Source organism: Emticicia sp. BO119 (genome assembly GCF_013912375.1).
Lineage (GTDB): Bacteria > Bacteroidota > Bacteroidia > Cytophagales > Spirosomataceae > Emticicia.
Map to the genome: position 1 here is coordinate 66,400 of NZ_JACETV010000011.1, position 24,651 is coordinate 91,050.

The 24,651-nt window shown below is 38.3% G+C and carries 17 protein-coding genes; 7 read left to right on the plus strand and 10 right to left on the minus strand.

All coding sequences use genetic code 11. The features are described from left to right. Positions 1 to 64 precede the first annotated feature (64 nt). Positions 65 to 286, plus strand: coding sequence for a DUF2795 domain-containing protein (locus tag H1R81_RS25035; protein WP_015028821.1), 222 nt, complete (start codon positions 65 to 67; stop codon positions 284 to 286). A 65-nt stretch (positions 287 to 351) separates the two neighbouring features. Here the strand turns inward: H1R81_RS25035 and uvrA are convergent, their stop codons facing one another. The 6 genes from uvrA to mutL form a co-directional block, all read right to left on the minus strand. Further along, on the minus strand, positions 352 to 3,195 hold the full coding sequence (gene uvrA, locus H1R81_RS25040; RefSeq protein ID WP_181843494.1) for an excinuclease ABC subunit UvrA: 2,844 nt from the start codon (positions 3,193 to 3,195) through the stop codon (positions 352 to 354). A 114-nt stretch (positions 3,196 to 3,309) separates the two neighbouring features. Further along, positions 3,310 to 5,244: a 1-deoxy-D-xylulose-5-phosphate synthase gene (gene dxs, locus H1R81_RS25045; protein ID WP_181843495.1), complete on the minus strand. Its 1,935-nt coding sequence runs from the start codon at positions 5,242 to 5,244 to the stop codon at positions 3,310 to 3,312. A gap of 306 nt (positions 5,245 to 5,550) precedes the next feature. Next, positions 5,551 to 6,672 carry a tail fiber domain-containing protein gene (locus H1R81_RS25050; protein ID WP_181843496.1) on the minus strand — a complete coding sequence of 374 codons (1,122 nt, stop codon included), beginning with the start codon at positions 6,670 to 6,672 and terminating at the stop codon, positions 5,551 to 5,553. A gap of 124 nt (positions 6,673 to 6,796) precedes the next feature. Further along, the gene (locus H1R81_RS25055; protein ID WP_181843497.1) at positions 6,797 to 7,705 is read right to left on the minus strand and encodes a rhomboid family intramembrane serine protease; all 909 of its coding nucleotides are present in this window, start codon (positions 7,703 to 7,705) and stop codon (positions 6,797 to 6,799) included. Between the two features lie 36 nt (positions 7,706 to 7,741). Beyond that, on the minus strand, positions 7,742 to 8,395 hold the full coding sequence (locus H1R81_RS25060) for a rhomboid family intramembrane serine protease (protein ID WP_181843498.1): 654 nt from the start codon (positions 8,393 to 8,395) through the stop codon (positions 7,742 to 7,744). A gap of 11 nt (positions 8,396 to 8,406) precedes the next feature. Next, positions 8,407 to 10,314 (minus strand): DNA mismatch repair endonuclease MutL, encoded by a 1,908-nt coding sequence (mutL, locus tag H1R81_RS25065; RefSeq protein WP_181843499.1) that lies wholly within the window; start codon positions 10,312 to 10,314, stop codon positions 8,407 to 8,409. A gap of 417 nt (positions 10,315 to 10,731) precedes the next feature. Here mutL and H1R81_RS25070 point away from each other — a divergent pair, with 417 nt between their 5' ends. The 5 genes from H1R81_RS25070 (at position 10,732) to H1R81_RS25090 (ending at position 19,437) form a co-directional block, all read left to right on the plus strand. Continuing rightward, complete coding sequence (locus tag H1R81_RS25070) at positions 10,732 to 11,256, plus strand: DUF2911 domain-containing protein (RefSeq protein WP_181843500.1); 525 nt, start codon at positions 10,732 to 10,734, stop codon at positions 11,254 to 11,256. 34 nt (positions 11,257 to 11,290) lie between these two features. Continuing rightward, positions 11,291 to 12,118: a 50S ribosomal protein L11 methyltransferase gene (gene prmA / locus H1R81_RS25075; protein WP_181843501.1), complete on the plus strand. Its 828-nt coding sequence runs from the start codon at positions 11,291 to 11,293 to the stop codon at positions 12,116 to 12,118. Between the two features lie 36 nt (positions 12,119 to 12,154). Then, the gene (locus H1R81_RS25080; protein WP_181843502.1) at positions 12,155 to 16,921 is read left to right on the plus strand and encodes a hypothetical protein; all 4,767 of its coding nucleotides are present in this window, start codon (positions 12,155 to 12,157) and stop codon (positions 16,919 to 16,921) included. 101 nt (positions 16,922 to 17,022) lie between these two features. Further along, positions 17,023 to 18,918 carry a tetratricopeptide repeat protein gene (locus tag H1R81_RS25085; protein ID WP_181843503.1) on the plus strand — a complete coding sequence of 632 codons (1,896 nt, stop codon included), beginning with the start codon at positions 17,023 to 17,025 and terminating at the stop codon, positions 18,916 to 18,918. Between the two features lie 120 nt (positions 18,919 to 19,038). Further along, the gene (locus H1R81_RS25090) at positions 19,039 to 19,437 is read left to right on the plus strand and encodes a MerC domain-containing protein (protein ID WP_181843504.1); all 399 of its coding nucleotides are present in this window, start codon (positions 19,039 to 19,041) and stop codon (positions 19,435 to 19,437) included. A gap of 16 nt (positions 19,438 to 19,453) precedes the next feature. On the opposite strand, the gene H1R81_RS25095 is transcribed toward H1R81_RS25090, so the two are convergent. The 3 genes from H1R81_RS25095 to H1R81_RS25105 form a co-directional block, all read right to left on the minus strand. Next, positions 19,454 to 19,909 carry a hypothetical protein gene (locus H1R81_RS25095; RefSeq protein WP_181843505.1) on the minus strand — a complete coding sequence of 152 codons (456 nt, stop codon included), beginning with the start codon at positions 19,907 to 19,909 and terminating at the stop codon, positions 19,454 to 19,456. Positions 19,910 to 19,921: 12 nt separating this feature from the next. Beyond that, the gene (locus tag H1R81_RS25100; RefSeq protein WP_181843506.1) at positions 19,922 to 21,328 is read right to left on the minus strand and encodes a serine hydrolase; all 1,407 of its coding nucleotides are present in this window, start codon (positions 21,326 to 21,328) and stop codon (positions 19,922 to 19,924) included. Positions 21,329 to 21,552: 224 nt separating this feature from the next. Beyond that, complete coding sequence (locus tag H1R81_RS25105) at positions 21,553 to 21,927, minus strand: hypothetical protein (RefSeq protein WP_181843507.1); 375 nt, start codon at positions 21,925 to 21,927, stop codon at positions 21,553 to 21,555. 424 nt (positions 21,928 to 22,351) lie between these two features. Here H1R81_RS25105 and H1R81_RS25110 point away from each other — a divergent pair, with 424 nt between their 5' ends. Continuing rightward, on the plus strand, positions 22,352 to 22,798 hold the full coding sequence (locus H1R81_RS25110; RefSeq protein ID WP_181843508.1) for a thioredoxin domain-containing protein: 447 nt from the start codon (positions 22,352 to 22,354) through the stop codon (positions 22,796 to 22,798). Between the two features lie 108 nt (positions 22,799 to 22,906). On the opposite strand, the gene H1R81_RS25115 is transcribed toward H1R81_RS25110, so the two are convergent. Beyond that, a complete protein-coding gene (locus H1R81_RS25115) occupies positions 22,907 to 24,112 on the minus strand; it encodes an RsmB/NOP family class I SAM-dependent RNA methyltransferase (RefSeq protein WP_181843509.1) in 1,206 nt (401 codons plus the stop codon). Positions 24,113 to 24,651 lie beyond the last annotated feature (539 nt).

A 24,651-nucleotide genomic window follows, 5' to 3' on the forward strand; every position in this document is an offset into this window, starting at 1 on the left:
AAATTAAAAATTGTTATACTTTTGCAGCCACAAATTTTTTGTAACATTAAATTAGGAATAAACTATGTATTGGACACTCGAACTTGCGTCGTATCTGGAGGACGCTCCGTGGCCCGCTACAAAAGATGAGTTGATAGATTTTTCGATTCGTTCAGGAGCACCCATTGAAGTTATTGAAAATTTACAAGAGTTAGAAGACGACGGACAACCGTACGAGAGTATTGAGGAGATTTGGCCTGATTATCCGACCAAAGACGACTTTTTCTTTAATGAAGATGAATATTAGATTTCATTAACAAAAAGAGCAATAAACATCGTTTATTGCTCTTTTTGTTAATAGGTTCTTTGATTTTATTTTAATTCTTCTTTCAGGAAGAATCCTGTATAACTGCCTTTAACTTTAGACACCTGCTCTGGGGTGCCTTCTGCAATGATTTGCCCACCCTTATTGCCTCCTTCGGGGCCAAGGTCAATGATATGGTCTGATACCTTTATTACATCCAGATTATGCTCAATAATCAGTACAGAATTCCCTTTATCAGCCAGTTTTTGTAAAACCTCGAGTAATTTCTGTATATCCTGAAAATGCAAGCCAGTAGTTGGCTCATCAAGAATATAAAGTGTTTTACCAGTATCTTTTTTAGAAAGCTCTTCGGCTAATTTTACCCGTTGTGCTTCACCGCCCGATAGGGTTGTAGCGTGTTGACCTAAAGTAATATAACCTAAACCTACATCAAAAAGGGTCTGTACTTTTCTGAATATCTTTGGCTGGAACTCAAAGAACTCTAAAGCCTGTTCTACAGTCATATCCAATATATCGGCAATAGACTTGCCTTTAAAGCGCACTTCGAGGGTCTCACGATTGAAACGTTTACCCTTACAGGTTTCGCAGGCTACATGAACGTCTGGCAGGAACTCCATTTCAATTTTTTTCATGCCTGCCCCCTCACAATCTTCACAACGGCCACCTTTGACATTGAAAGAGAAACGACCAGGTTTGTACCCTCTGATTTTGGCTTCGGGTAATTCTGCAAAAAGAGTTCTGATGTCAGAAAACATACCGGTATAAGTAGCAGGATTACTTCTTGGAGTGCGTCCGATAGGGCTTTGGTCGACCTCAATCACTTTATCAATAAACTCCAGACCCTCTACTGCTTTATAGGGTAATGGTTCACGTTTAGAGTTATAGAAATGGCGATTCAGAATCGGGAACAGGGTCTCATGAATCAAGGATGATTTTCCGCTACCACTTACCCCCGTAATTGAGAGCATTTTGCCTAAAGGAAGTTTCAGGGTTACATTCTTCAGATTATGCCCTGTTGCACCTTTAATTATAAGGGCTTTGCCATTTCCTTTTCTTCGTTCTTTCGGAATTTCGATATTTGACCTTCCACTCAGATAGTCAGATGTAGTACTTCTATTTACCAAAAACTCTTCAGGAGTACCTTTACCTACAATACTGCCACCATGACGGCCTGCGCCCGGGCCAATATCTAATATATAGTCAGATTCGAGCATCATGTCTTTATCATGTTCTACTACTAAGACAGTATTGCCCAAATCACGCAAATCTTTTAAAGCCTGAATCAGTTTTACGTTGTCTCGCTGGTGTAGCCCGATACTCGGTTCGTCCATGATGTACAAGACACCTACCAGTTGTGTACCAATCTGGGTAGCCAGACGAATCCGTTGCGATTCTCCACCTGATAAAGTTCTTAAAGGTCGGTTTAATGTCAGATAGTCTAAGCCAATGCCTAAAAGAAAGCCTATGCGTTTACGGATTTCTTTCAGTATTTCACGGGCGATGGTATTTTGACGGTCAGATATGCGACTTTCGAGGTTTTCAAACCATTCACCAATTTCCCGAATGTCCATTTCTGCCAACTGAGCAATATTTTTATTATCAATTTTGAAGTGTAAAGATTCTTTTTTCAGACGTAAACCACCACAATCAGGGCAGGTTTTGATCACTAAAAAATCTCGTACCCATTCCTGAATCTTATCGTTGTCAGAATCCTGCTGGCGTTTCAGGAAGGTAATTACTCCTTCAAAGGTCGTATTCCATTCTGTACCCGGATATTTCTTAGAAGGCACTGCCACAGGGTCTTCGCTACCGTATAAAATGGTTTTTAAAGCCTCTGGTGGGAGTTTATCGATAGGTGTAGAGATATTCGATTTAAAACTTTTCAGAATAATTTCTATCTGCTTGAAAATCCATAAATCGCGGTATTCACCTAAAGGAGCAATACCTCCGCGACTGATACTTAAAGTCTTATCCGGAATGATGGAGTCTTCGGTTATTTCTTCAATCGTACCCAGACCATTGCACGTGGGGCAGGCTCCATAAGGAGAGTTGAAAGAGAAACTATTAGGCGAAGGGTCTTCGTATGAGATGCCCGATTTCGGATCTGTCAGGTTCTGAGAAAAATACTGGGTTTTATCTTTTGTGTCTAAAAGCATCATTGAGCCTTTACCTTGTTTCAGGGCGGTACTCACCGATTGATTCAAACGATAGCGGTCTTCAGATTTAGGAACGATTCTATCTATTACCACCTCAATATCGTGAATCTTATAGCGGTCCAGTTGCATCTTCGGATTAATCTCCAATATCTCACCGTCTACCCTCACTTTGTTATATCCCAATTTGGCAATCTGAACAAACAACTCCCGGTAATGCCCTTTTCTCCCTTTTACTAAAGGAGCCAGTAGGGTGATTTTCTGACCCTCGAATTGCTGCAAAATCTGGTCAATGATCTGGTCTTGCGTTTGCTTAACCATCTTGTCTCCACTGATATAGCTGAATGCCTCACTGGCACGTGCAAATAACAGACGAAGAAAGTCGTAGATTTCGGTAGTTGTACCGACCGTGGAGCGAGGGTTTTTGGAAGTAGTTTTCTGCTCAATAGAAATAACCGGAGATAGCCCGTTGATTTTATCAACGTCGGGGCGTTCCATGTCTCCTATAAAACTTCGGGCATAAGAAGAGAAACTCTCCATATAACGCCTTTGGCCTTCTGCATAGATGGTATCAAAAGCTAAGGAAGATTTCCCACTCCCGGAAATACCCGTAATAACTACTAATTTATTGCGGGGAATATTTACATCAATGTTTTTAAGGTTATGTTCTCTGGCTCCTAAAACTTCTATTTGTTCATAGCCAGTCAGGTCAATATCATTCAATTGTTTTTCGCTCACTATTTATGGGAGATTATTTAGGAATTAACGAAAAATACAGGGTTGTAGTTCCTGTTTTAAAACGAATTAAGCGGCCTTTAGCCGCTTATATAATAACGCAAATTTGTCAGAATATTAATATACCAAAATCCTATTACTCACCATCTCTCTGGCAGCATCAGCAATGCCGTCAGGGTCAAAACCACATTCGCGATGCAATTCAATTTGCTCGCCATGCTCTACTATCCGGTCAGGAATACCCAGACGTTTTACTTTAGCAGTGTACTCGTGGTCGGCCATAAACTCTAATACGGCACTTCCCATACCCCCTTTCACACAACCATCTTCTACTGTCAGCACTTTATCAAATTGCTGGAATACTTCATGCAAAAGGGCCTCGTCTAATGGTTTCACAAAACGTAAATCATAATGAGCCGCACTGACACCGTCTTGTCGAAGCATCTCGCAAGCCTGGACTGCATAATTACCCACATGGCCTATAGTTAAAATAGCTATATCGTTTCCGTCTTTTATCTTTTGTCCTTTGCCAATGCCTATTTTTCTTAATGGTCTTCTCCAATCTGGTAAAACACCTTCTCCTCTTGGATAGCGAATGGTGAAAGCCTTTTTTAACTTCTGTATTTCATCGAGTTGGAAAGTGTACATCATATTGCGGAGTTCCTCTTCGTTCATCGGTGCGGCAATGACCATATTCGGAATACAACGCATATAGGCAATATCATAAGCCCCATGATGCGTAGGACCATCAGCTCCGGCGAATCCTGCACGGTCAAGGCAGAAAATAACGGGTAACTCCTGAATACAGACATCATGAATTACCTGATCGTAGGCGCGTTGCATAAAGGTTGAGTAGATATTACAATATACCACCAAACCTTGCGTAGCCATACCTGCCGAGAAAGTTACGGCATGTTGCTCGGCAATACCTACATCAAAAGCCCTTTCAGGCATGGCTTTCATCATAATATTCAACGACGAACCAGATGGCATGGCAGGTGTAACACCCATAATTTTATTATTCACCTCAGCCAACTCTACAATTGTATGTCCGAAAACATCCTGGTATTTCGGTGGCATAGGTTTATCATAAACTTTTTTCTTTATTTCGCCTGTTACCTTATCAAAAAGACCTGGTGCATGCCATTTAGTCTGATCTTTTTCAGCAGGCGCATAGCCCTTACCTTTTACTGTTAAACAATGCAGAATTTTAGGGCCGGGGATATTTTTTAAATCTTCGAGTACACTCACCATATGGTTGAGGTCGTGCCCATCAATGGGGCCGAAGTACCGCAGATTCAATGCTTCAAACAAATTACTCTGGCTTAGCAAAGCACCTTTCATGGCATTCTCAACCTTTTGCACAATTTCTCTTGCACTTTTGCCAAAATTGCTCATTTTACCTAATAGCTTCCATATATCATCTTTGGCTTTGTTGTAAGTCTGAGAGGTTGTAATATCTGTCAGATACTCTTTCAAGGCACCAACATTGGGGTCAATGGCCATACAGTTATCATTCAGAATAATCAGCAGATTGGCATCTTTTAATGAACCTGCATGATTCATGGCTTCAAAAGCCATTCCGGCGGTCATAGAACCATCACCAATCACAGCAATATGCTGGCGTTTTTTGTTGCCATTGTGAATAGAGCCTACAGCCATTCCCAAAGCAGCTGAAATAGAGGTAGAAGAATGCCCTACACCAAAAGTGTCATAGATGCTTTCTTTGCGTTTGGGAAAACCCGAGATACCTCCATAAAACCGATTGGTATGAAATTGTTTTCGGCGGCCTGTCAGAATTTTATGTCCGTATGCCTGATGGCCGACGTCCCATACTAACTGGTCGTCGGGAGTATTGAATACATAATGTAAGGCCACACTTAGCTCAACTACTCCTAAACTGGCACCAAAATGCCCTCCATAAACCGAGACAACGTCGATAATAAACTGTCGGAGTTCGTCGGCAAGTTGTGGAAGTTTTGATCGGTCAAGTTTTCTTAGATCGGAGGGTTCATTGATGTGTTCGAGAAGTTCGCCAGATGTGATGGGCATATCTTTATAACAAATTACAAGTCGGTTGTTCTGTCTAAACCAAACATACCATAAAATGTTTGATTAAAATAAAAATATTTATAGATTTTTGGGTTTGAACAGAATATACATCATTACTTTTCAAGTATGATGCCAGATAAGCCTGCAAAGTTACAAAAATTTGGTGACTGTTTCAGTTAAATTTAGTGAATTAAGATGAATTGGTATAGCTGTTCAGTCAAGCAAAGTTAATTCGCCTGGTTTTGTGTTTTTCAAATATGGAGGATTTGCTTCTAAACTATTAAGTAGCTATGGAGAAGAGTTAGTTTATTTTTCGCTGGTTCTCTGAGCAGAAATCTGTGTTTTTATCTGGTTTAATTCGGCTCTTAATTCTTCTAATACTATTAGTCGTTTCTCCAAGGCTTCATTTTTAGCTTTCAGTTCTTTTATGGCATTCACTAAGGGCATTACAAAATCTGAATAGGCCAATGAGTAAATTCCGTCAGTAGATTTTTTTAAACCACTGAATGTCAAGCCTGATTTTTCCAGAACTTGTTCAATATCCTGTGCAATAAAACCATCAAGACGGGTTTTGTTTTTGTCAGATTTGTAATTGTAAGAGACTGTCTGTAGCTGACTTATGAAACCAAGTCCTAACTGATCTGTATAAATGATGTTTTCTTTTAAACGTCTGTCTGATGGATTACTCCAGGGTACTTGCCCTTCTATTACTGTGATATTAGCATCTCCAATTCTTACTTTATTACTGGCGTTGACAATTGTATTTGAACCAATAGCTATTGCATTACTGATATCTGCATCAGCGTTGGCGTTATAGCCTAAAAAAGTATTTAGTGTACCTGTTGAAATGGCATTGCCACTGTTGTATCCGACGCCGATATTTCCTGAGCCAATTGTATTGTTAAGAAGTGCTTCGAAACCGTTGGCGGTATTGTACTGGCCTGTAGTATTTTTGTTTAAAGCAGAAACACCGCTTGCTGTATTATACGAACCGGAAGTATTAAGGCCAAGTGCATTTTGCCCGCTGGCGGTATTGCTGTTGCCATTTACATTCAAAAAAAGTGCAGCGTATCCGATAGCGGTATTAGAACTACCTATAGTATTATACTTAAGTGCATAAACTCCATTGGCACTATTAAAGTAACCTATTGTATTGTCTGCTAAAGCCTCTGTCCCGATGGCAGTATTATAACGACCAGTGGTAGTTGAACGTAAGGCTGCATTACCAATAGCAGTATTGGCTATACCCCCACTATTGGAAAAAAGAGCTAAACCACCTAAAGCAACATTGCTGATACTGGTATTATCGTTGGTGGCTCCTTGTATTCCGTTCGGAGTAATTGTGATTGATTTGTCAGTGGGGCTTAGTGTAAGTATCTGTGCATGAGCTATTAAAGAGCTGAAGAGAATCAAAAGAAAAGTTTTCATTAATGTTTTGCCGAGTTTGTTCTTATACAAAAGAATAAGACATGGCAGAATTAATTAATGAGCGTAGTCATTAAAATAAATGATTTTAAGCAGGAAGGATGAAACGGACAGCCGCATTGTAGTTTTAATCTTTTCTTTGGCTGGCTCTATAAAGTTTCTGTTTTTCTTCTTTTGTGAGACTCTCGTAACCAGATTTGCCTATTTTATCTAAAATAGCATCAACTTCGTCTTGATCGGGGAAGTAATTAGGGTCAAGATTGGTATTACTAAGACCCTTGCTCGACACGGTAGATTCGCTGTATTTTCTTTGTGGGATTTTCATTTTAGGTTTTGGTCTCCACAAACTACTCCACCAATCACCTATGGTTTCGATGGGGCTTCCTAAATCAATACCTTTTCTTAATAGATAGATATAAGAATACCCTGCCAGTGCTCCGCCTAAATGTGAGATACCACTACTTGGCACAATGAACGATAACAGCAGGAAGAACCAGGCGATATATTTGATTTTAATCAGAAAAAGGCCAAAGAAATAAAATTCGTATTCAGGAAGAAGTGTAACGGCGGCAAACATAACTGCACAAACTGCTGCTGATGCTCCTAAAACAGAAGAGTTGATGTTGTTTACCTGAGGCGTAAGCGACAGTAAATTGTAAATGCCAATATAAATTAACCCACTGAAAATGCCCCCGATAATGTAGATATTCAACAGTTTGCGGCTACCGATAAACTCCTGAACCAAGGTGCCAAACCAGAATAAGGTAAGCATATTGAAGAGTAAATGCCAGAAACTATAGTGAGTAAAACAATAGGTAAGGAGTGTCCAGGGTTTCCAGATGAACTCCTTTATAGGTGCAATCAGCAGCATATTGTCATTAATAATTTTATTAATGACGTTTCCCTCAGAGAAAAATTTTAAAATAATTCCTGTCAGAATTAAAGACAAAAAAACTATCCCATTGATGAGCATCAGCTGCACCAATGTGTTCCCACGCCGGAAAGGATTTTTTATATCGTCTAAAAAATTTGCCACTCTCTCTTTATTCCTTAAACAAATTTACGTAATAAATTAATATCGGGTTCTACCAAACCCAAAATATCTTAATAAAATGAAACCAATTAATAAACCGCCTACATGGGCAAAATGAGCTATCCCTATTTCGGTACCTCTGATACCTGAATATAACTCATAAAGACCATAGAACGCTACTAAATATTTGGCTTTGACAGGTATCGGAAACGGAAAAATAATTAATTCGTTATTCGGAAACAGATACGCATAGGCTATGAGAATCCCAAAAACAGCACCTGAGGCACCTACCATTGGTGTTTTTGCCAGTATGCTATACACTTCTGAATCAGGCGAGAATTGTATCATATCGTACATATTTACAAAAGAGTAAATAAAACTTGCGCCAATTCCTGTAACCAAATAGTATATTAAAAAACGTTTAGAACCAAAAAATGTTTCGATTCCTGAGCCAAAAATTAATAAAGCAAACATATTGCTTATTATATGCCCCCAGTCGCCATGCATAAACATATAGGTGAATGGTTGCCATATCTTGAAATTTGGATTCAGCAATTCGGGGCTTCCTGGTAAAATCGGGTTAAAGAATGCGAATTGTATGGTAAGATAACTTGGAATTAAATAATATGTCAGAATAAATATTACAACATTGGCAATCAGTAAATTACGAGCAACCGGGCTTAAATAAAACATAGCTTTTTCTTTTATTTTTTAATGATCAGATCGGCTAAATGTTCCAACGACAATATTGTCATAGTAGGTTCACCGTTGGGTGTATAACCCGGAACAGCCGTTTCAAAAAGTTGATGAATGAGTAAATTTATTTCAATTTTTGATAGTTCGCCAATATATTTGGCAGAAGATTTTTTTGAGAATGAACGAGCGACATTTTCTATGCTATCTAACTGTAAATGATTTTGATTGGCTTTGAATTGTTGCACGAGCCCCTCAAAAATTTCCTTTTCGTTTTCCTCCTGCACTTCGGGTGGCACACCGGTTATTTTTATTGTATTTTGCCCGAATTCTTCAAATGAAAATCCCAAAGCCTTGATTTCATCTTGAATGTCTGTCACTAACTGAAAATCAGCAGGGGATAAATCCAAGGTTTTAGGAAACAGTAACTGTTGAGTAAACGAATTTTTATTTTTCAGATTATTATAGTATTTCTCATATAGAATACGCTCATAAGCAGCCCTTTGGTCTATCAGCATCAGTCCGGTTTTGGCCTGTGCTACAATAAACCTGTTCTGAATCTGAATTGCACTAATATCTTTGATTTCGGCCAGTCTTTTGCTTTCATCAGTTATATCATTGGCTTTGCTACCTAAAGTAATTGGTTCTTCTTTCGGGAAGTCAGCATTATGAAAATCAAGATTAGCCTGATTGTTAGGTTTAAAACTATCCAGGCCCTCAAAGAGTTTGCGCCAGTTATCAGTATTCGATTTGTCTCTTGACGCATCATCTTTCAGGGGTGGTAAAGACGAACCAGTATCCGAACCCTGGCGGGGTTTTTCGAAATCGGCTATGCCCGGATTAATGGGCGTAGGTATGTCATTAAAGCGGCTTGTTGAAGTAATATTACCAAAATTAATATCAGATTCAAAATCAATAGTTGGGGTGAGGTTATAAACCCCAATGGCACGTCTGACTGCCGACCTGATTATGGCATATACAGCCCGCTCGTCATCGAACTTTATTTCGGTCTTGGTCGGATGAATATTAATATCAATATGTGAAGGGTCAATTTCGAGAAAGAGTACATAAAAAGGGCTGCTTCCTTCAGGGATAGTTGCTTCAAAAGCACTCAGAACGGCATGATGCAGGTAATTGTGCTTGATGTAACGTTTGTTTACAAAGAAAAACTGCTCGCCTCGTCCTTTTTTTGCCGATTCGGGTTTCCCCACATATCCTTCTACATTCACAAATGGCGTTTCTTCTTCGCAGGTAGCTAATTGCTCACGGTAAGTTTTCCCAAAAATATCAACAATCCTTCTGCTTAATTTACCAGCGGGCAGGTTATATACTTCAACATCATTATGATATAAAGTGAAAGTAATATCAGGGTGAGCCAAAGCAACACGTTGAAACTCATCTAAGACGTGCTTCATCTCTACTGGATTCGATTTCAGGAAGTTACGCCGGGCCGGAACATTAAAAAACAGATTTTTAACCTGAAAGTTGGTGCCCTTCGGGCAAGAAACGGATTCCTGATTTTTAAAATCTGACCCTTCGATTCTTATTGCCGTACCCACTTCATCAACCAATCGTCGTGTTCGTAATTCTACCTGAGCTACTGCGGCAATAGAAGCCAGAGCCTCTCCTCTAAAACCCATTGTACGTATAGCGAACAGATCATCGGCAGTTCTTATTTTAGAGGTAGCGTGTCTTTCAAAACTCATACGGGCATCTGTTGCCGACATCCCTATGCCATCATCAATTACCTGAATGAGTGTTCTGCCAGCATCTTTTACAATCAGCTGAATGGTATTGGCCCGTGCATCAATCGAATTTTCTAATAATTCTTTTACTACTGAAGCCGGTCTTTGCACAACTTCTCCCGCTGCAATCTGGTTTGCAATAGAATCTGGTAGTAAATGAATAATATCTAACATCAGTTTTTTGTTTTTGCCAGCTAAACGCTCAAATTTATTTAATTAACCTTAATTTTAACGGAATTTGTTCCATTAGCGTACGTTTAAAATTTGTTTTTCATTCCAAAAATGATGCCTTTACCTATCGAATCACGGTTTTTAAACATACTGTTAATCAACGATCCTGATAGAGGTGGTTTGGTATTTTAATTAAATAAACGTTCGTTTCGGTTTTGTTTTACCAATTTTTTCTTCTTAAAGCTATCTTCCATGTTCCCGATGCAAAATTGTTGTTTTCTGAAATCAAATCAGCGAAAAACTTTATTTAATTTTAATTAACAATGAAAATACATAAAATTAAAACAATTTGTTTATGTAAGTCCCGAACTTTTTGATAATAGCACAATGTTAGCCTTTTAACCATAAAACCTTTGAAAAATGAATAAAACTGTAAAAATTATCCTAATTAGTGTGGTTGTTTTAGCCCTTGCGTTTTTTGGGTATATGACTTTTACCAAAAGCAAAAGTCCTGCTGATACTGCCAGGTTCGATCAGAATGGGTTATCTGTTCAGGTTGATTATTGCCAACCTTATAAAAAAGACCGTGTGATTTTTGGCCAACTGGTACCTTATGGCAAGGTGTGGCGTACAGGTGCTAATGAAGCTACCCTCTTTGAGATAAAACAAGATGTGAAAGTTGCGGATAAGCCTCTGAAAGCAGGAAAATACACACTCTGGACAATCCCTAATGCTGATAACTGGATGATTATTTTTAACGGACAAACTGGCCAGTGGGGTACAATGTATGACGAATCGAAAGATGTGATGAGAGTAGATGTGCCGGCAGTAAAAACTGCTGAAACTGTAGAGCAATTTAAAATTGATTTTATTGCGGCAGATGGTGGAAGCGACATGCTATTACGCTGGGAGAATACAGAAGTAAAAGTGCCTATCAGGCATTGATAGAAATTCAGAAAGAATTTCCGAACTTTACGGCATGGATTATATAGAATTATTACTACAAACAGATGCTGATTTTGTCGAGATTCTGATGGCAGAATTGGGCGAGTTGGGCTTTGAATCTTTTGTTGAGACAGAAGATGGTTTAGAAGCTTATGTTCAGGAAGAGATTTTTGATGATATGGCTGTGAAGCAAATGCTGGAAGATTATGCAGGCCGAACGGCCATATCGTATCAATTCAGGAAGGTTGTTCGTCAGAACTGGAACGAAGAATGGGAAAAGAATTTTCAGCCAATTCAGATAGGGGCACAAATTTATGTAAGGGCTGATTTTCATGAACCCAAGCCTGATTTCCCTTATGAGATTATTATTACTCCTAAGATGTCGTTTGGTACGGGGCATCATGAGACTACTTCTATGGTAATGGAGCATCAATTAAATACTGACCATGCCAATAAAAAATTGCTTGATGTAGGCACAGGTACGGGTATTCTGGCGGTATTGGCCTCAAAATTGGGCGCTTCACATATCAGTGCTTTTGATATTGATGAGTGGTCGGTAGAGAATACCCTCGAAAATATTCAATTAAATGACGCGACAAATATAAGCGTAAGACAGGGTACTATTGAAGACGAACCAAAGGGTATTTATGATATTGTACTGGCCAATATCAACAGGAATATTCTGATGAGCCAGATACCTGCCTATGTAACATTTCTGAAACAAGGAGGGGAATTAATTGTGAGTGGTTTTTATGAAAAAGATATAGCTGATATTCAAACAGTTGCCGAGTCGGTTGGTTTAAAAAAAGTAGCTCAGTTAAGCAAGAATAACTGGGCGGCGGTCGTTTTTAAATATCAGTAAATTAAAAAGGCGAAAATACTCGCTGCTCTTTCACTTATGCGGCATCTTTCTATCATCTTCTGTTGTGGGATTCTTTTGTCTTTTTCTGCAAAAGCACAGTCAGTCAGGTTATCGGACAATCCACAAACCTTTATCAGCGAGATAAAAACAGTAATGGCAACAGATAATAATGCGATAGCCATTGCGATGGGGAATAAATTTGAGTCGTATTGGACAAGCCGTTTTAGTGCCAATCAGAAAGCTATTCTGATGAATACAACCAAAAAAATGGGTGTTAAAGGTCATAAAATGGCACAGTTCTATTACTTCTTTTTGATTATTGACAAGGTAATTGACCAGGAAAAGTACGATGATGCAAAGCTGGATAATTTTCTTAGTATCACGCAAAAAACGGTTGACCTCTATGACTTAAAAACTGCCACCAGAATTTTGGAGACTATTAAAGACTTTTTAGAGAAACGGAGACTTTATGCTTCGGGTTTTAACCGATTGTATGCCCTTGGAGGTACTTTTGATTTTAAGTTTTTGGATAATAAGGTTCAGGAAACTATTTCTGTGCAACAACCAGCACCTAACGGAAATACAACAACTGTTCAGCCAGAAGATTCAAAATATTTTGATAGCTGGGACACCCCAAATACAGTTCAAACTCCTACGGCTGTTCAGGCTTTAGAAGATTTTAACAAAAAGCCTATGCCTGTATTAAACGGGGTAGCTATAGAGTTGAATAATGTAGACCTGATTATGGCAACTGCCAGCGACTCTGCTACGATTGCTGTAACTTCGGGTACTGTTGCTTTAAAAGAAGGTACTTTTGTGGGTAAGGGGGGGACAATTACATGGGAGAATTTAGGTTTACCGCAAATATCTGCCGTATTGGGGGATTATACTTTTGAAATCCGTAATCCACGATTTGTTGGGGAAGATGTTATCTTGACTTATTCTGAACGCCTGACAGCCCCTGTTAAAGGCGTATTGGAGTTTAAAGGCGAAAAGCGTGCAAAAAATGCACAGGCAAGTTACCCTCGGTTTATGTCTTATCAAAGCGACGCATTCATTAAGAATATTGACAAGAGTATTGAATACAAAGGTGGGTTCTCTATTATAGGCAAACGGATTTTCTCTTCTTCAGTACAAAATTCTTATTCTACTATTACTGTCAGGCAAGAGAATAAAGTAGCTTTTAAGACCACAAGTACCCGGTTTGAAATCAACGATGCGTTTATCAGCTCGCAGAATGCCAGCTTTGTTACCTATATCGGAACAGACTCCATTTATCATCCTGCCATTAAAATGCACTACGTACCGACTGATGGTGTTTTGCGATTAAATAAAGTAGAGGCAGGTGGTTTTAAAGATGCTACTTTTACCGATAGTTATCATCAGATGAGCATCAAATGTGATGCCATGCGCTGGAGCTTGGTAGAAGGTAAGATGGATTTTTATATTGTATCAGGCAGAACACAGATTCCGGCAGTATTTGAATCTCTGGATTTCTTTGACTCACAAAGACTTTTTGGCTTAAGTAGTGGCGGCGGCTTTAATCCTTTATTGGTAGCATCAAATTTTGTGCAAAAAAATAATAAACCTGTTTTTAGTGTAGCCGATGTAGCAGCTTTTAATAATAACAGAATATCGCCACAAGTGCTTAAATCGGGATTGATGGTGGCGGTGCAACAAGGGTTTGTCTATTATAATCCAACTACTGACCTGTATAATATCACTCCTAAAGGTCAACACTATCTGTTAGCCAATACAGGTAAAAAAGATTTTGATGAGATATTAATTCCATCTATTTATGGTACAAGTAAAGATTCTACAGCCAATGCGACTTTAAACCTGAGTGATAAGAGTCTGGTAATAAGGGGGATTAAACGGTTTAATCTGAGTGATTCGTTAAGGGCTTTTATTGCTCCTTATGATAAGATTATTAAAGTAGGTAAGAATAGAACCTTTACGTTTAATGGACAGTTTAAAGCCAAAAACTATCGGTTTTCAGGTCAGGATTTAGTGTTTGATTACGAGAAATATATGCTTATGCTACCAAAGATAGACTCTATTACTTTTACACCTCCGGCTGTTTATGCCAAAGGAGGGAGAAGAGAGATCGGCGGGAAAATTAAGTATGATAATCCGGGGGTTGTATATCTGAATAAACCTGATAACAAATCAGGCAAGCAGTCTCTTCCGCAATATCCTATACTAAAAATAGAAAAGGGTACTATTGTGTATTTTGATGATGATTTCAGAGGGAAAAAAGCATATAATAGAGAAGTGCGATTTGAAGTGCCAAAAATTGATTTCGATAGTCTGAATGTAAAAGATATGGAGTTTGCCGGAACTTTTCATTCGGGCAATATATTCAAGCCATTCAAAGAAAAGCTACGGATCATGCCTGATACCACTATCGGATTTTCTCATAAAGTGCCTACAGGAATCTATCCGGTTTTTGGTAATGAAACTTCAGTAAAATTTGCCTCTGCGCTTATTATGGACGGCAAAGGATTACATACAGAAGGCGACATTAAGCATCTGGCAGCTACACTCACAGCGAAAGAAATTTTCTTCGCTACTGATTCATTATTAGCTAAAGGCGAACAAGGTAAAGTGGTAGAGACCAATAAGGCAGGGGCTTCTTATTTTCCGCAGGTAGAAATCAAAGATTATACCCTGAAATGGATACCAAAGGCTGATTCTATGCTGATTGCCTCTAAGGAAGGTTTTAATTTCTATGCAGGCTCATCCTCGTTAAAAGGGCAGATATTAGTACGAAAAGGTGGTTTATTTGGTTTAGGTAAACTGATTCGAACAGACTCGGAGACGGGTTCTGACCAGTTTAAATTTAATAAAGAAGGCTTTATTGCTGATAAGTCTCAGTTCAGTATTAAATCGGCAACCGCCTCTTCAAAATCGGTATTATTAGGCAGAAATGTGAATGTGAATTTCAATGTGAATACAAGTATTGTGAACATTGCTACCAACGAAGGTAATTTTAACGATAGTACGCAACAATCTTCTTTTGAATTTCCGTATGCTGCTTACAAAACCAATATAGACCGTGCCGAATGGAATATCAAGAAGAAGCAGATCAGTATGAAAGGTGATGTGGCTACTTCGGTATTTACTTCAACCAATGCGGTGCAAGAGGGGCTGGCTTTTAACGGTAGCTCTGCCATGTATGACATTGAGCAGCTGACTTTTAATATTGGTGGGGTGCCATTCATTAAATCGGCTGATGCCAGGATTATTCCTGATAAGGGGCAGGTGGCTATTCGTGGAAATGCTGAAATTCTGCCATTTAAGAATGCCCGTCTGACAATAGATACGTTGAATGGCTATCATAATCTTCGGAATGGTAATATTCAGATTCTTTCTAAAAATAAATTTACAGGAGATGCTTCCTATCAGTTTGTAAATGTGAAGAAGGATACGTTCAATATCAAGATGGGCGATTTTGAGCTGAAAGAAGTAAATCTGATTGCAGGTACTGATGGCAAGAAAACTAAAGAGAAAGGCTACTCAACCTTTGCTCATGCTACAGTTAAAGAACGTGATAGTTTGTACCTTTCGCCTAAAATTATTTATCAGGGAGAAATCGCCATGTCGGCACCTGTTAAGAATTTAACTTTAGATGGTTTTGTGCTACCTGTATTGAAAAAGTATCCAAAATTGGGAGGATACTGGATTCCGTATAAAGGAGATAAATCTGAGGAAGTAGCGATTACGGTTGACAAGAATCTGAAAAGTAATGAATCTCTGCTTTTTGCCGGTTTACATTTCAGAACTACTGCTACCAGTAACGGCTTGTATCCGACATTTCTTTCGGCTAAGGAAACAGATGAAGATCAGGATGTTTTCGTTACTACGGGTGTATTGCGTCGGGATGAGCCTAACAAGTTGTTTAGTATTAAACCTGATGGAGAGAAAGCACCTATCAGCAATACATATGAATTGATAGAAGATAAAGGGATTATTAATCTTGAAGGCAAGTTCAATCTTCTGAGCCCTGACCTTGCTCAATATTTGCAAACCTCTGGTTTTGCCAAATTACGTTTAGATACTGCCAAACATGAGTTTAATACACTGATGATGGTTAATTTCCCGGTTGCTCAGCCTATCTTAGCTAATATGGCTACTAAAATAGTGAAAACTAATTTAGATGAAGGTGTGAACGAAGCTGCCATTGAACTTAACTCGCCAGAGTTAATATCGAAAATCGGGCATATTGTGGGAGATAAAGATATAGAAGATTATAAGATGCGTTCGGCCAAAGAGTATGTGCCTTTGTTTAAATTCTCACCCAGGTTCCTGAATACAATGGTATTCAGTAATCTGAAACTGCAATGGGAGCCTAAACAAAATGCTTATAGAAGTGTGGGGAAATTAGGTATTTCAAATATTGGCGAAACAGATATTAATGCTATGGTAGATGGCTATGTGGAGATTCGGAAAAACCCTGTAGGAGGCGATGAAATGTATATATTCCTGGAACTATCAGGCGAAAACTGGTATTATTTTGGTTATAAAGAAGGTGAAATGGGGATTATTTCTTCTGATGATGCCTTTAATGCACTGGTAACGAAAGGTGAGAAGAAAAAAGACAAAAGTTATCAGGTAATTGCGGTTGATTACTCAGAGGCCATTCTATTCAGAAAGGTGTTTTTAGAAACCTACAGGGGTATTAAAGAAACAGCCAAAGCCAAGAAAACAGATCCTAAGAAGTTAGCGGCAGTGCCTAAAGATGAAACCCCGAAAAAAGAAGAGGCTAAAAAGAAAACTGAAGCAGAGAAAGACGGATTTTAATGATAAAATGGTGGGTGTTGTTACAATGCTCACCATTTCACTTTGTGCAATTGGCAAAGAAATTGCTATATTCGCTGATGAGAATCCAAATAGTATTTAAAATGGCTAAAAGTAAACAAAAACCTAAACAAAGTACTCCAACCCAATCAACAAGACCAACTCCGGCTGCGGCAACCCTCTCAACACAATCACTCAATGATGGCTTTTCGTTGAATCCGGTTATGGCTTCAATTATTATTGCAGTAGCCGTGTTAGTTGCATTCTGGGCAGGATTCTCGAATGATTTTGTGCTGTGGGACGACAATATGTACGTAACAGAAAACATCATGGTACAAAATCCCACTTTTGCTAACCTGATTCGCCTGTTAGGAGTAGAGTGTGCTTTAAACTACCACCCACTCACGATGGCCACTTTGTGGCTTAATTCTGCTTTGTTTGGTAAAGCGGCCACTTCTTTTATTGTGGTCAATACACTTATTCATTTGGCTAATACTTTATTGATTTTTCAGTTTACCCGCCAGCTTACCCGAAACAATATACTGGTGAGTTTTTTAGTAGCACTTTTCTGGGGTATTCATCCGATGCATGTTGAGTCGGTTACGTGGGTATCAGAGCGTAAAGACGTCTTATATACGCTTTTCTTCTTTCTGGCCTGTATTCAGTATGTGAAGTTTCTGGAGCAAAACCAGCGCAAATACTATATCTATTGTTTTGTTTTCTTTGTACTTTCCTGTTTATCTAAAGCAATGGCGGTAGTGTTGCCATTAGTTCTATTACTGATTGATTATTGGTATGACAGAGGATTCCTGACTGTTAAAAACATCACTTCAAAGATTCCTTTTTTTATAGTCGCTTTGCTATTTGGTGCTTTGGCAGTACATATACAAGGGGGAGGTAATTTAGGGGGCAGAATCGAAAAAATGACTGCCGATGTGGCCATTGCCAATGTGTTTGATATGGGCACAAAACTGAAGTTCGGCTTCTATGGATTTTTGGTCTATATCTACAAATTATTTGTACCCATCAACCAACATAATTTCTATAGTTATCCGGGTACAGGTGATTACAATGCCATTCAGTTTGTTACTTCACCTGTGTGGGCATTTATTATTCTGGGTTTGGGGGTGTTTGCCTATAAACGCCAGAAATTCGTCTTTTTTAGTATTTTCTTTTTCTTCTTTACGATACTCCTTGTACTGCAATTCCTTTCAGTAGGGGGGGCAATTCTGGCAGAGCGTTATGCATATATCCCGTATTTCGGAGGGATTTTTATAGTATTTTATTTCCTTAATCAGAAAATACAATCAAAGAATCTGCTTTTAGGTGGAAGTGCCGTAGTGGCAGTTATTTTTATGTATCTGACCTACAAACAGACGCTTACTTATAAAGATACAGGGACTCTATTTGCCAACTCTTATAAATTCGAGCCTACCTCACCCGTAGTAAACGAAAACCTGGCTAACCATTATGGCCGTTCGGGCGAAATCAATAATGTACTGCTCTATGGTGAATATGCGCTTTCAAAAGGAGTAGATTCTTATGCTTTGATGGGAGCATTGGCCAATGCTTATTACCTGAAAGGAGATTATAAAAAGGCTTTGGATTTTTATCAGAAGAGTATCGATAAATCTCCTGAGCACCGCAAATTTGTGGCTTACTATAACCGCGGTATAGCTAACCGTGACGCCGGAAATTTTGCGCAGGCAGCCAGTGATTTCACCACCGCTATGGACAAAGGCGAGAACAAAACGGCTTATCTGGGTATGCGTGCCTTTGCTAATCTGAAAGCTAATAAGTTTAAAGAAGCTTACAATGACTATACCCGCATGATAGATCTGGGAATGTCGGTAGATACGGCGTATAACGATAGAGCTGTGGCTCGTTATAGCTTAGGAGATACTGAGGGGGCTATCAGAGACCTGAAAGAAGTAATGAAGCGCAACCCGAACTATGTGGATGCCCGTAATAACCTGATAAAACTGGGCGTTCAGCCTTAATAATAAGAAAGTCTTTTTTGATGATGAACTAAAATATTTGCAATAGTGTTGCATATTTGTTGTACATTTGTGTTACGGTTTCGGGGATTCAATCAACTGGTGACACAATTTCTCATGCTTATGCGAAAAATATTCACTCATTATCATAATCTCAATAAAGTAGGGCTGTGGCTATCTATTCTTTGCACGGTGCATTGTCTGGCTATGCCATTTATTCTTACTTCATTGCCTTATTTAGGTAAGTATGCCATCAGCGAGCAATCCGAGATTTTGCTGATTGGTATCAGTGCAGGTTTAGCTATTTTCTTGTTGAGAAAAGATTATAAAAATCATCATAATCCTACACCGCTCAGGCTTCTTTTAGTTGCCTTAATCTTCAATATTCTGGGTATCTTCTTTGTACCCCAAGCCTATGAAATGTTTTTCAACGTAACTGGCGGCTTACTAATGGCCTCGGCTTATGGGTTGAACTGGTATTTTCATAAAAGGGCTTGCCATAGTACTGGGCATCAGCATTGATTGAGAATTTTTAAATTTAAGAAGAAAGTTCTTTAAATAAGTCAGAAACAATTCTTTCAATATCGTTTAGTAACTCCTTGACATTGATTTTAACAGGTGATAGTGTTTCGATAAAATTGCCCATATCTTTTGTACGATATAACGGCCGGCAATAAGACGGAGATGCTGCGTGTACATTATCAAAAATACCATAGCTCATTACAAAGTCGCTATTGACCTTTGAAAGTCTGAAACAGCCGAGATATTGGTCAGAAAAATCAAAAGGTAAGTAAATCTCTCCTGATGAAAGCCCTAAAATTCTTTCATGCCAGTTCATCAAGTTTTGGATTTGATTTTCTAAAAGAATATTCTCTTCCTCAACAAGACCGTTGTCCCATACGAACCAATAAAAATCTGAATGCTCTTTAAGCCCCAAATCCTTAATTTCTAATACAAATTGTTGATTGTGATTGTCAATCGTTAACTCTATCATATTTTTATATTCCTACTTCTTCAACAACTCAAACCCAATCGGCGCCACTTCCTCAGCGGTATTAGACAATACGACGACACCGATTTTATTTTCCTTATCAAAAGCTACCAATGTTCTGAATCCTCCGGTGCCGCCTGAGTGTTGAAAGATGGTTTGTTCTTTCATTTTACCTGTATGCCAGCCTAAACCAACAATGGTCTGGCCTTTTTCAAAAGTAACCTGATGTGTCAGATCAATCGCTTTTTGTAGCTTTTCAGGGGCTTTGTCCATTTGGGCATTGATATACTTCACTAAGTCGTTTATCGTAGAACGTATCCCACCTGCCCCTGCTAAGGTATTTAAATCCCATGCAGAAGTGGCTTCTCCTTTCTCATTATAGCCTTGGGCAAAATTCACGGCCTGGTCTGCTGGTATGGTAATAAAGGTATTTTTCATTTTCAAAGGCTTGGTAATACGTTCTTGTAATAACTTTTCGTAAGAAGTATGATTGTAGGTAGCCAGAATCTGCCCCAAAAGACCTACTGCGAAATTGGAGTACTCGTAGTTGACACCAACTTCACGGAATGGCTTAAAGTTTTTCAGATAGGTAAACATCCTTTGGGTATCATAATTTTTGTATGGGTCGTTGATAGGGTCGCCTTGTTTATACAAATTAATAGGCAGGCGAGGGAAACCCGAACTATGATTGGATAAGGTTTTGAGCGTAATCGGTACGTCTTTATAAGCCATATTACCGATAGAATCAGGCAGGTATTTGTTGATGGGGTCTTCAAGCGACATTTTGCCTTTAACTACTTCCTCAGCTAATAGTGTGGCTGTAAAAGTCTTACTAATAGAACCAATTTCATATAAAGTTTTATCCGGGTCAGGTAGAGTCTTATTATCTCTTTTGGTTTCACCATAATTATAGGTATATACCTTACCATCTTTAATAACAGCAATGGCCACGCTAGCGGTATGTTTCCACTGAATATAGGGTCTGACTACACTGTCTACTCTCATATCTAAAGGCGTAGTCATTTTATTATCAGTAGCTACGGGATAATCTTTTTTAGGTTTATCTCCGGTATAAGGTTGGAAAAACAGGGTAGAAATCTTGTCCTGTTTATCTAAACTTAATAGAACATTCTGATTAGCTTTTTCAAAGGTTCCTTTATATTGCGCAACACCATCTGTATTTTTCTGAAATTCCGACGACTTCCAGGCACCTAACTGGGCATTTAATTGATTGATTACTTTGTTAATTTCTGTTTCAGGTAATTGCTTCTGAAAAGTCTCACCTGCCAATTCAAAAATCTTAGCAGAATTTTTTTCGTTATATGCTTTTTCGAGTAGTACTCTTACCGAATCAATTTTTTTCTGATTCGATTGAGCAAAAGTGGTATAAGATAGAGTGAAGAGGAAGAAGAGTTTTTTCATAGTGGAGCTGATTGTATTAGTATTGAAAGAATGCTTTTGACAAGTTATCAGATGATTTGAAAGTATTCATTTGAGTATTACCTTCTTACAAAAATAATTTATTCATTTAAATTATACATGAGAACTAAGTAATACATTTTACATTAAAAGGAAAAAGCCCACAAAGGGCTTATTTTCTGGAATATTAAAAGTATGAGGTGTTTTTTGCTAATCAGGGGGAAAATTTATGGACAAACAATCATTGACATTTTAATGCCAAATGAGGCAAAGTTCATTTCAAGATTATTGGAAGAAGAAGATATTAATTCATATTCCCAGTTGGTCAGTGTCTGAGTTTTACCTACTACATTGGTAATAATAATTTTTTTCTTATCAGACGACAAACTCCATTTTCCTTTATCATTATTTGTTCCTCCTGTCTTGGAGCCTTGTTCAAATGTTCCGTCTGATTTGAAATATTGAGAAGCCAGTACATTATTAGAGTCGCACCACCATTTATCAACTATTGCAGATGTTGGATCAGGTGTGGATTCGTTTTTGCTACAGGCATTCAAAGCAAAGAATGTGCTTAAGAAGAGTAATTTAATTGTTGTTTTCATGAGTTTTGTGATTTATTTGATAATTATTAATAAGGACCAGAGAAGTTTAGCTTATCGAAGAGAGCCAAAGGTGAAGAATTAAATACGAGCAAGAGAGGTCTGGTTAAACTCTACCCTTAGAAAATAAAGGTGCGGGTATTTATACATACGATGTTAAAAAGGAGTGATTGTATTTCCAAAAACAGAATAAAAAACAATGCTTTTTTTTTACTTAACGGTAATTTCGGCGGTTTTCTGTATTTGATTTTGAGGGTATTAATTAATTTTCAATAAAACCAAATACAGGACAAACAGGTGTTTCATGATAGAATTTTATGATTGGCATATATAATTTGGTGCAAAATTTGCATTATTTTAATGCTAAGAAACTAAACGCCAAAGTTTTATCGTTAATCTTGTATAAAATTCAAATCTTTTCTTGCAAATGAACAAAAAATTATTGGTTACTACCCTTGGACTATTACTTAGTTTGTCAACCTTTGCTCAACACGCCTCTTCAACATCAGGGATCAAATTCGAAGAAAAAACTTCCTGGAAAGAACTAATCAAAAAAGCTAAAGCAGAGAAAAAACTTATTTTTATGGATGCTTACACAACCTGGTGTGGCCCATGTAAGATGCTTCAGGCAAGAGTATTCCCTGATAAACAATTAGGAGAGTTTTTCAATCAGAACTTCGTGAATGCTGCGATAGATATGGAAAGCGACGAAGGTATGAGATTATCAAGTATTTATGAAGTAAGAGGTTATCCGACTTTATTCTTTATTGACCCTAATAATGGTAAGGTAGTAAAATCAGTTTTAGGATATACAGAGGCTGACCAATTGCTAAGCACAGGTAAAAGCGCTGCTTCAAAAAAGAAAAATATCTAATTGACAGGATAAGCTAACGATTCAAATATTCATAATATATTAAAGAGTAGCATTTGATAGTTATCAGTGCTACTCTTTTTTATATCATAATTTGAGAGAAGGGGTTTACTATTTTCTTTCAATCAATGCCATATAAAAACCATCAAATCCATCAACGGCAGGGGAGGTGCGTTGTTCTTTAATAAGTTGATATTCTAAATTTTGAGAAAGAAATTTCTGAACCTGTTCTTCACTCTCCGAAGGTAAAATACTACAAGTAGCATATACCATTCTGCCTCCATGTTTCAGCATTTTTGAGTAGTTGGTAATTATCTCGCTTTGTGTTTTCTTGATATTATCTAAAAACTCTGGCTTTAATTTCCACTTGGCATCTGGGTTACGTCTTAACACACCCAAACCTGAGCAGGGTACATCTAATAGCAATCGGTCTGCACTTTCTTTCAGCCTTTTAATTGTTTTGGCTTCAATCAGCTTAGTCTCTACATTGCCGATGCCATTACGTCTGGCGCGTCTTTGTAATTCCTGTAGCTTGTACTCTTCAACATCCATTGCTATAATTCTGCCCTTGTTTTCCATCAATGTTGCCAGATGTAGTGTTTTACCTCCGGCACCTGCGCAGGCATCTATCACACGCATACCAGGTTGTACTTCCAGAAACGGCGCAATTAACTGGCTTCCGGCATCTTGTACCTCAAAAAGGCCATTTTTAAAAGCTTCTGTAGAAAACACATTAGCTCTTTTTTGTAAAACCAAAGCATCACTAACACCCGGAAGCGTATCCGTTTCAATACCAATTTCATGAAACTTTTTACGTAAATCCATCTGACTGGTTTTGAGGGTATTGGTACGTAGCACAACAGGCGCTTGCTTGTTCATGGCTTGTAGTTCGGCATTCCATTCTTCGCCTAATTCCTGCTCGCCAATGGTGTCTAACCAGTCGGGTATTGATTCCTTTATTTTTCTTGATTGTTGGGCTTCTTCCAATCGGGCTGATATGTGTTTGGCGTTGACTTTAGAAAATTCCTGCCAGTCAGGTAGCTTATCGCCCTGCAAAACCCGCCACGCAGCAAATAAATGCCAGAATTGCGCCGCCTCTTCTATTTTCGTATCAGATAATTGCGTAACGAATTTCAATAGGCGCCACCAACGAACAATCTCATAGGTATTCTCGGCAATGAAGGCTCTATCACGGCTACCCCATTTTTTATTCGATTTCAATACATATTCTATTACTTTGTCTGCCTGACGACCCTCTATAAAAATCTGCTGTAAGGCATACACAATGGCTTCAACCAATACTCTATGGTATTTCATATTATCCTAATTCTATATCCTAAAAAATACAAAGGTCAGGCTTTTTTATGGGATGATGAAATAGAGGGGCAGATTTTTGCATAATTGACTTACTTTCCCAAGGCTCCCCGAATGAATTCGGGGTCTAAAACAACAAAGCGGACGCCGCGCGGGTCTTTTTGCATACCTCGCCGGACTTAAGTCCGGCTTACATATAAAATCAATCCTTTGTTATCTTAGCCGGCGAATTTATTCGCTGACCTTCCAACCATGTGAAATAGGACAGAAATTTACCCAATACAAAAATATTTCAAATATTACACACATTTCTATAATAAATATTTGCAATTTCAGTTGTTATTATATAATTTCGCACCTTATTTAGCGATACTCTCTTTAACAGCGCTTATCATTCATGAGATTTTTGTCCGATACACAGCTTGTTTTCCGTAGGGCAGTTGCACAGGGCCAATCATCTTCTTCACTACGAAATATATATTTTCAGCTTGTTTTATAGCCTCAATATTTGACTCTTTGTTCAGGAGTACGAGTCTGCTTGT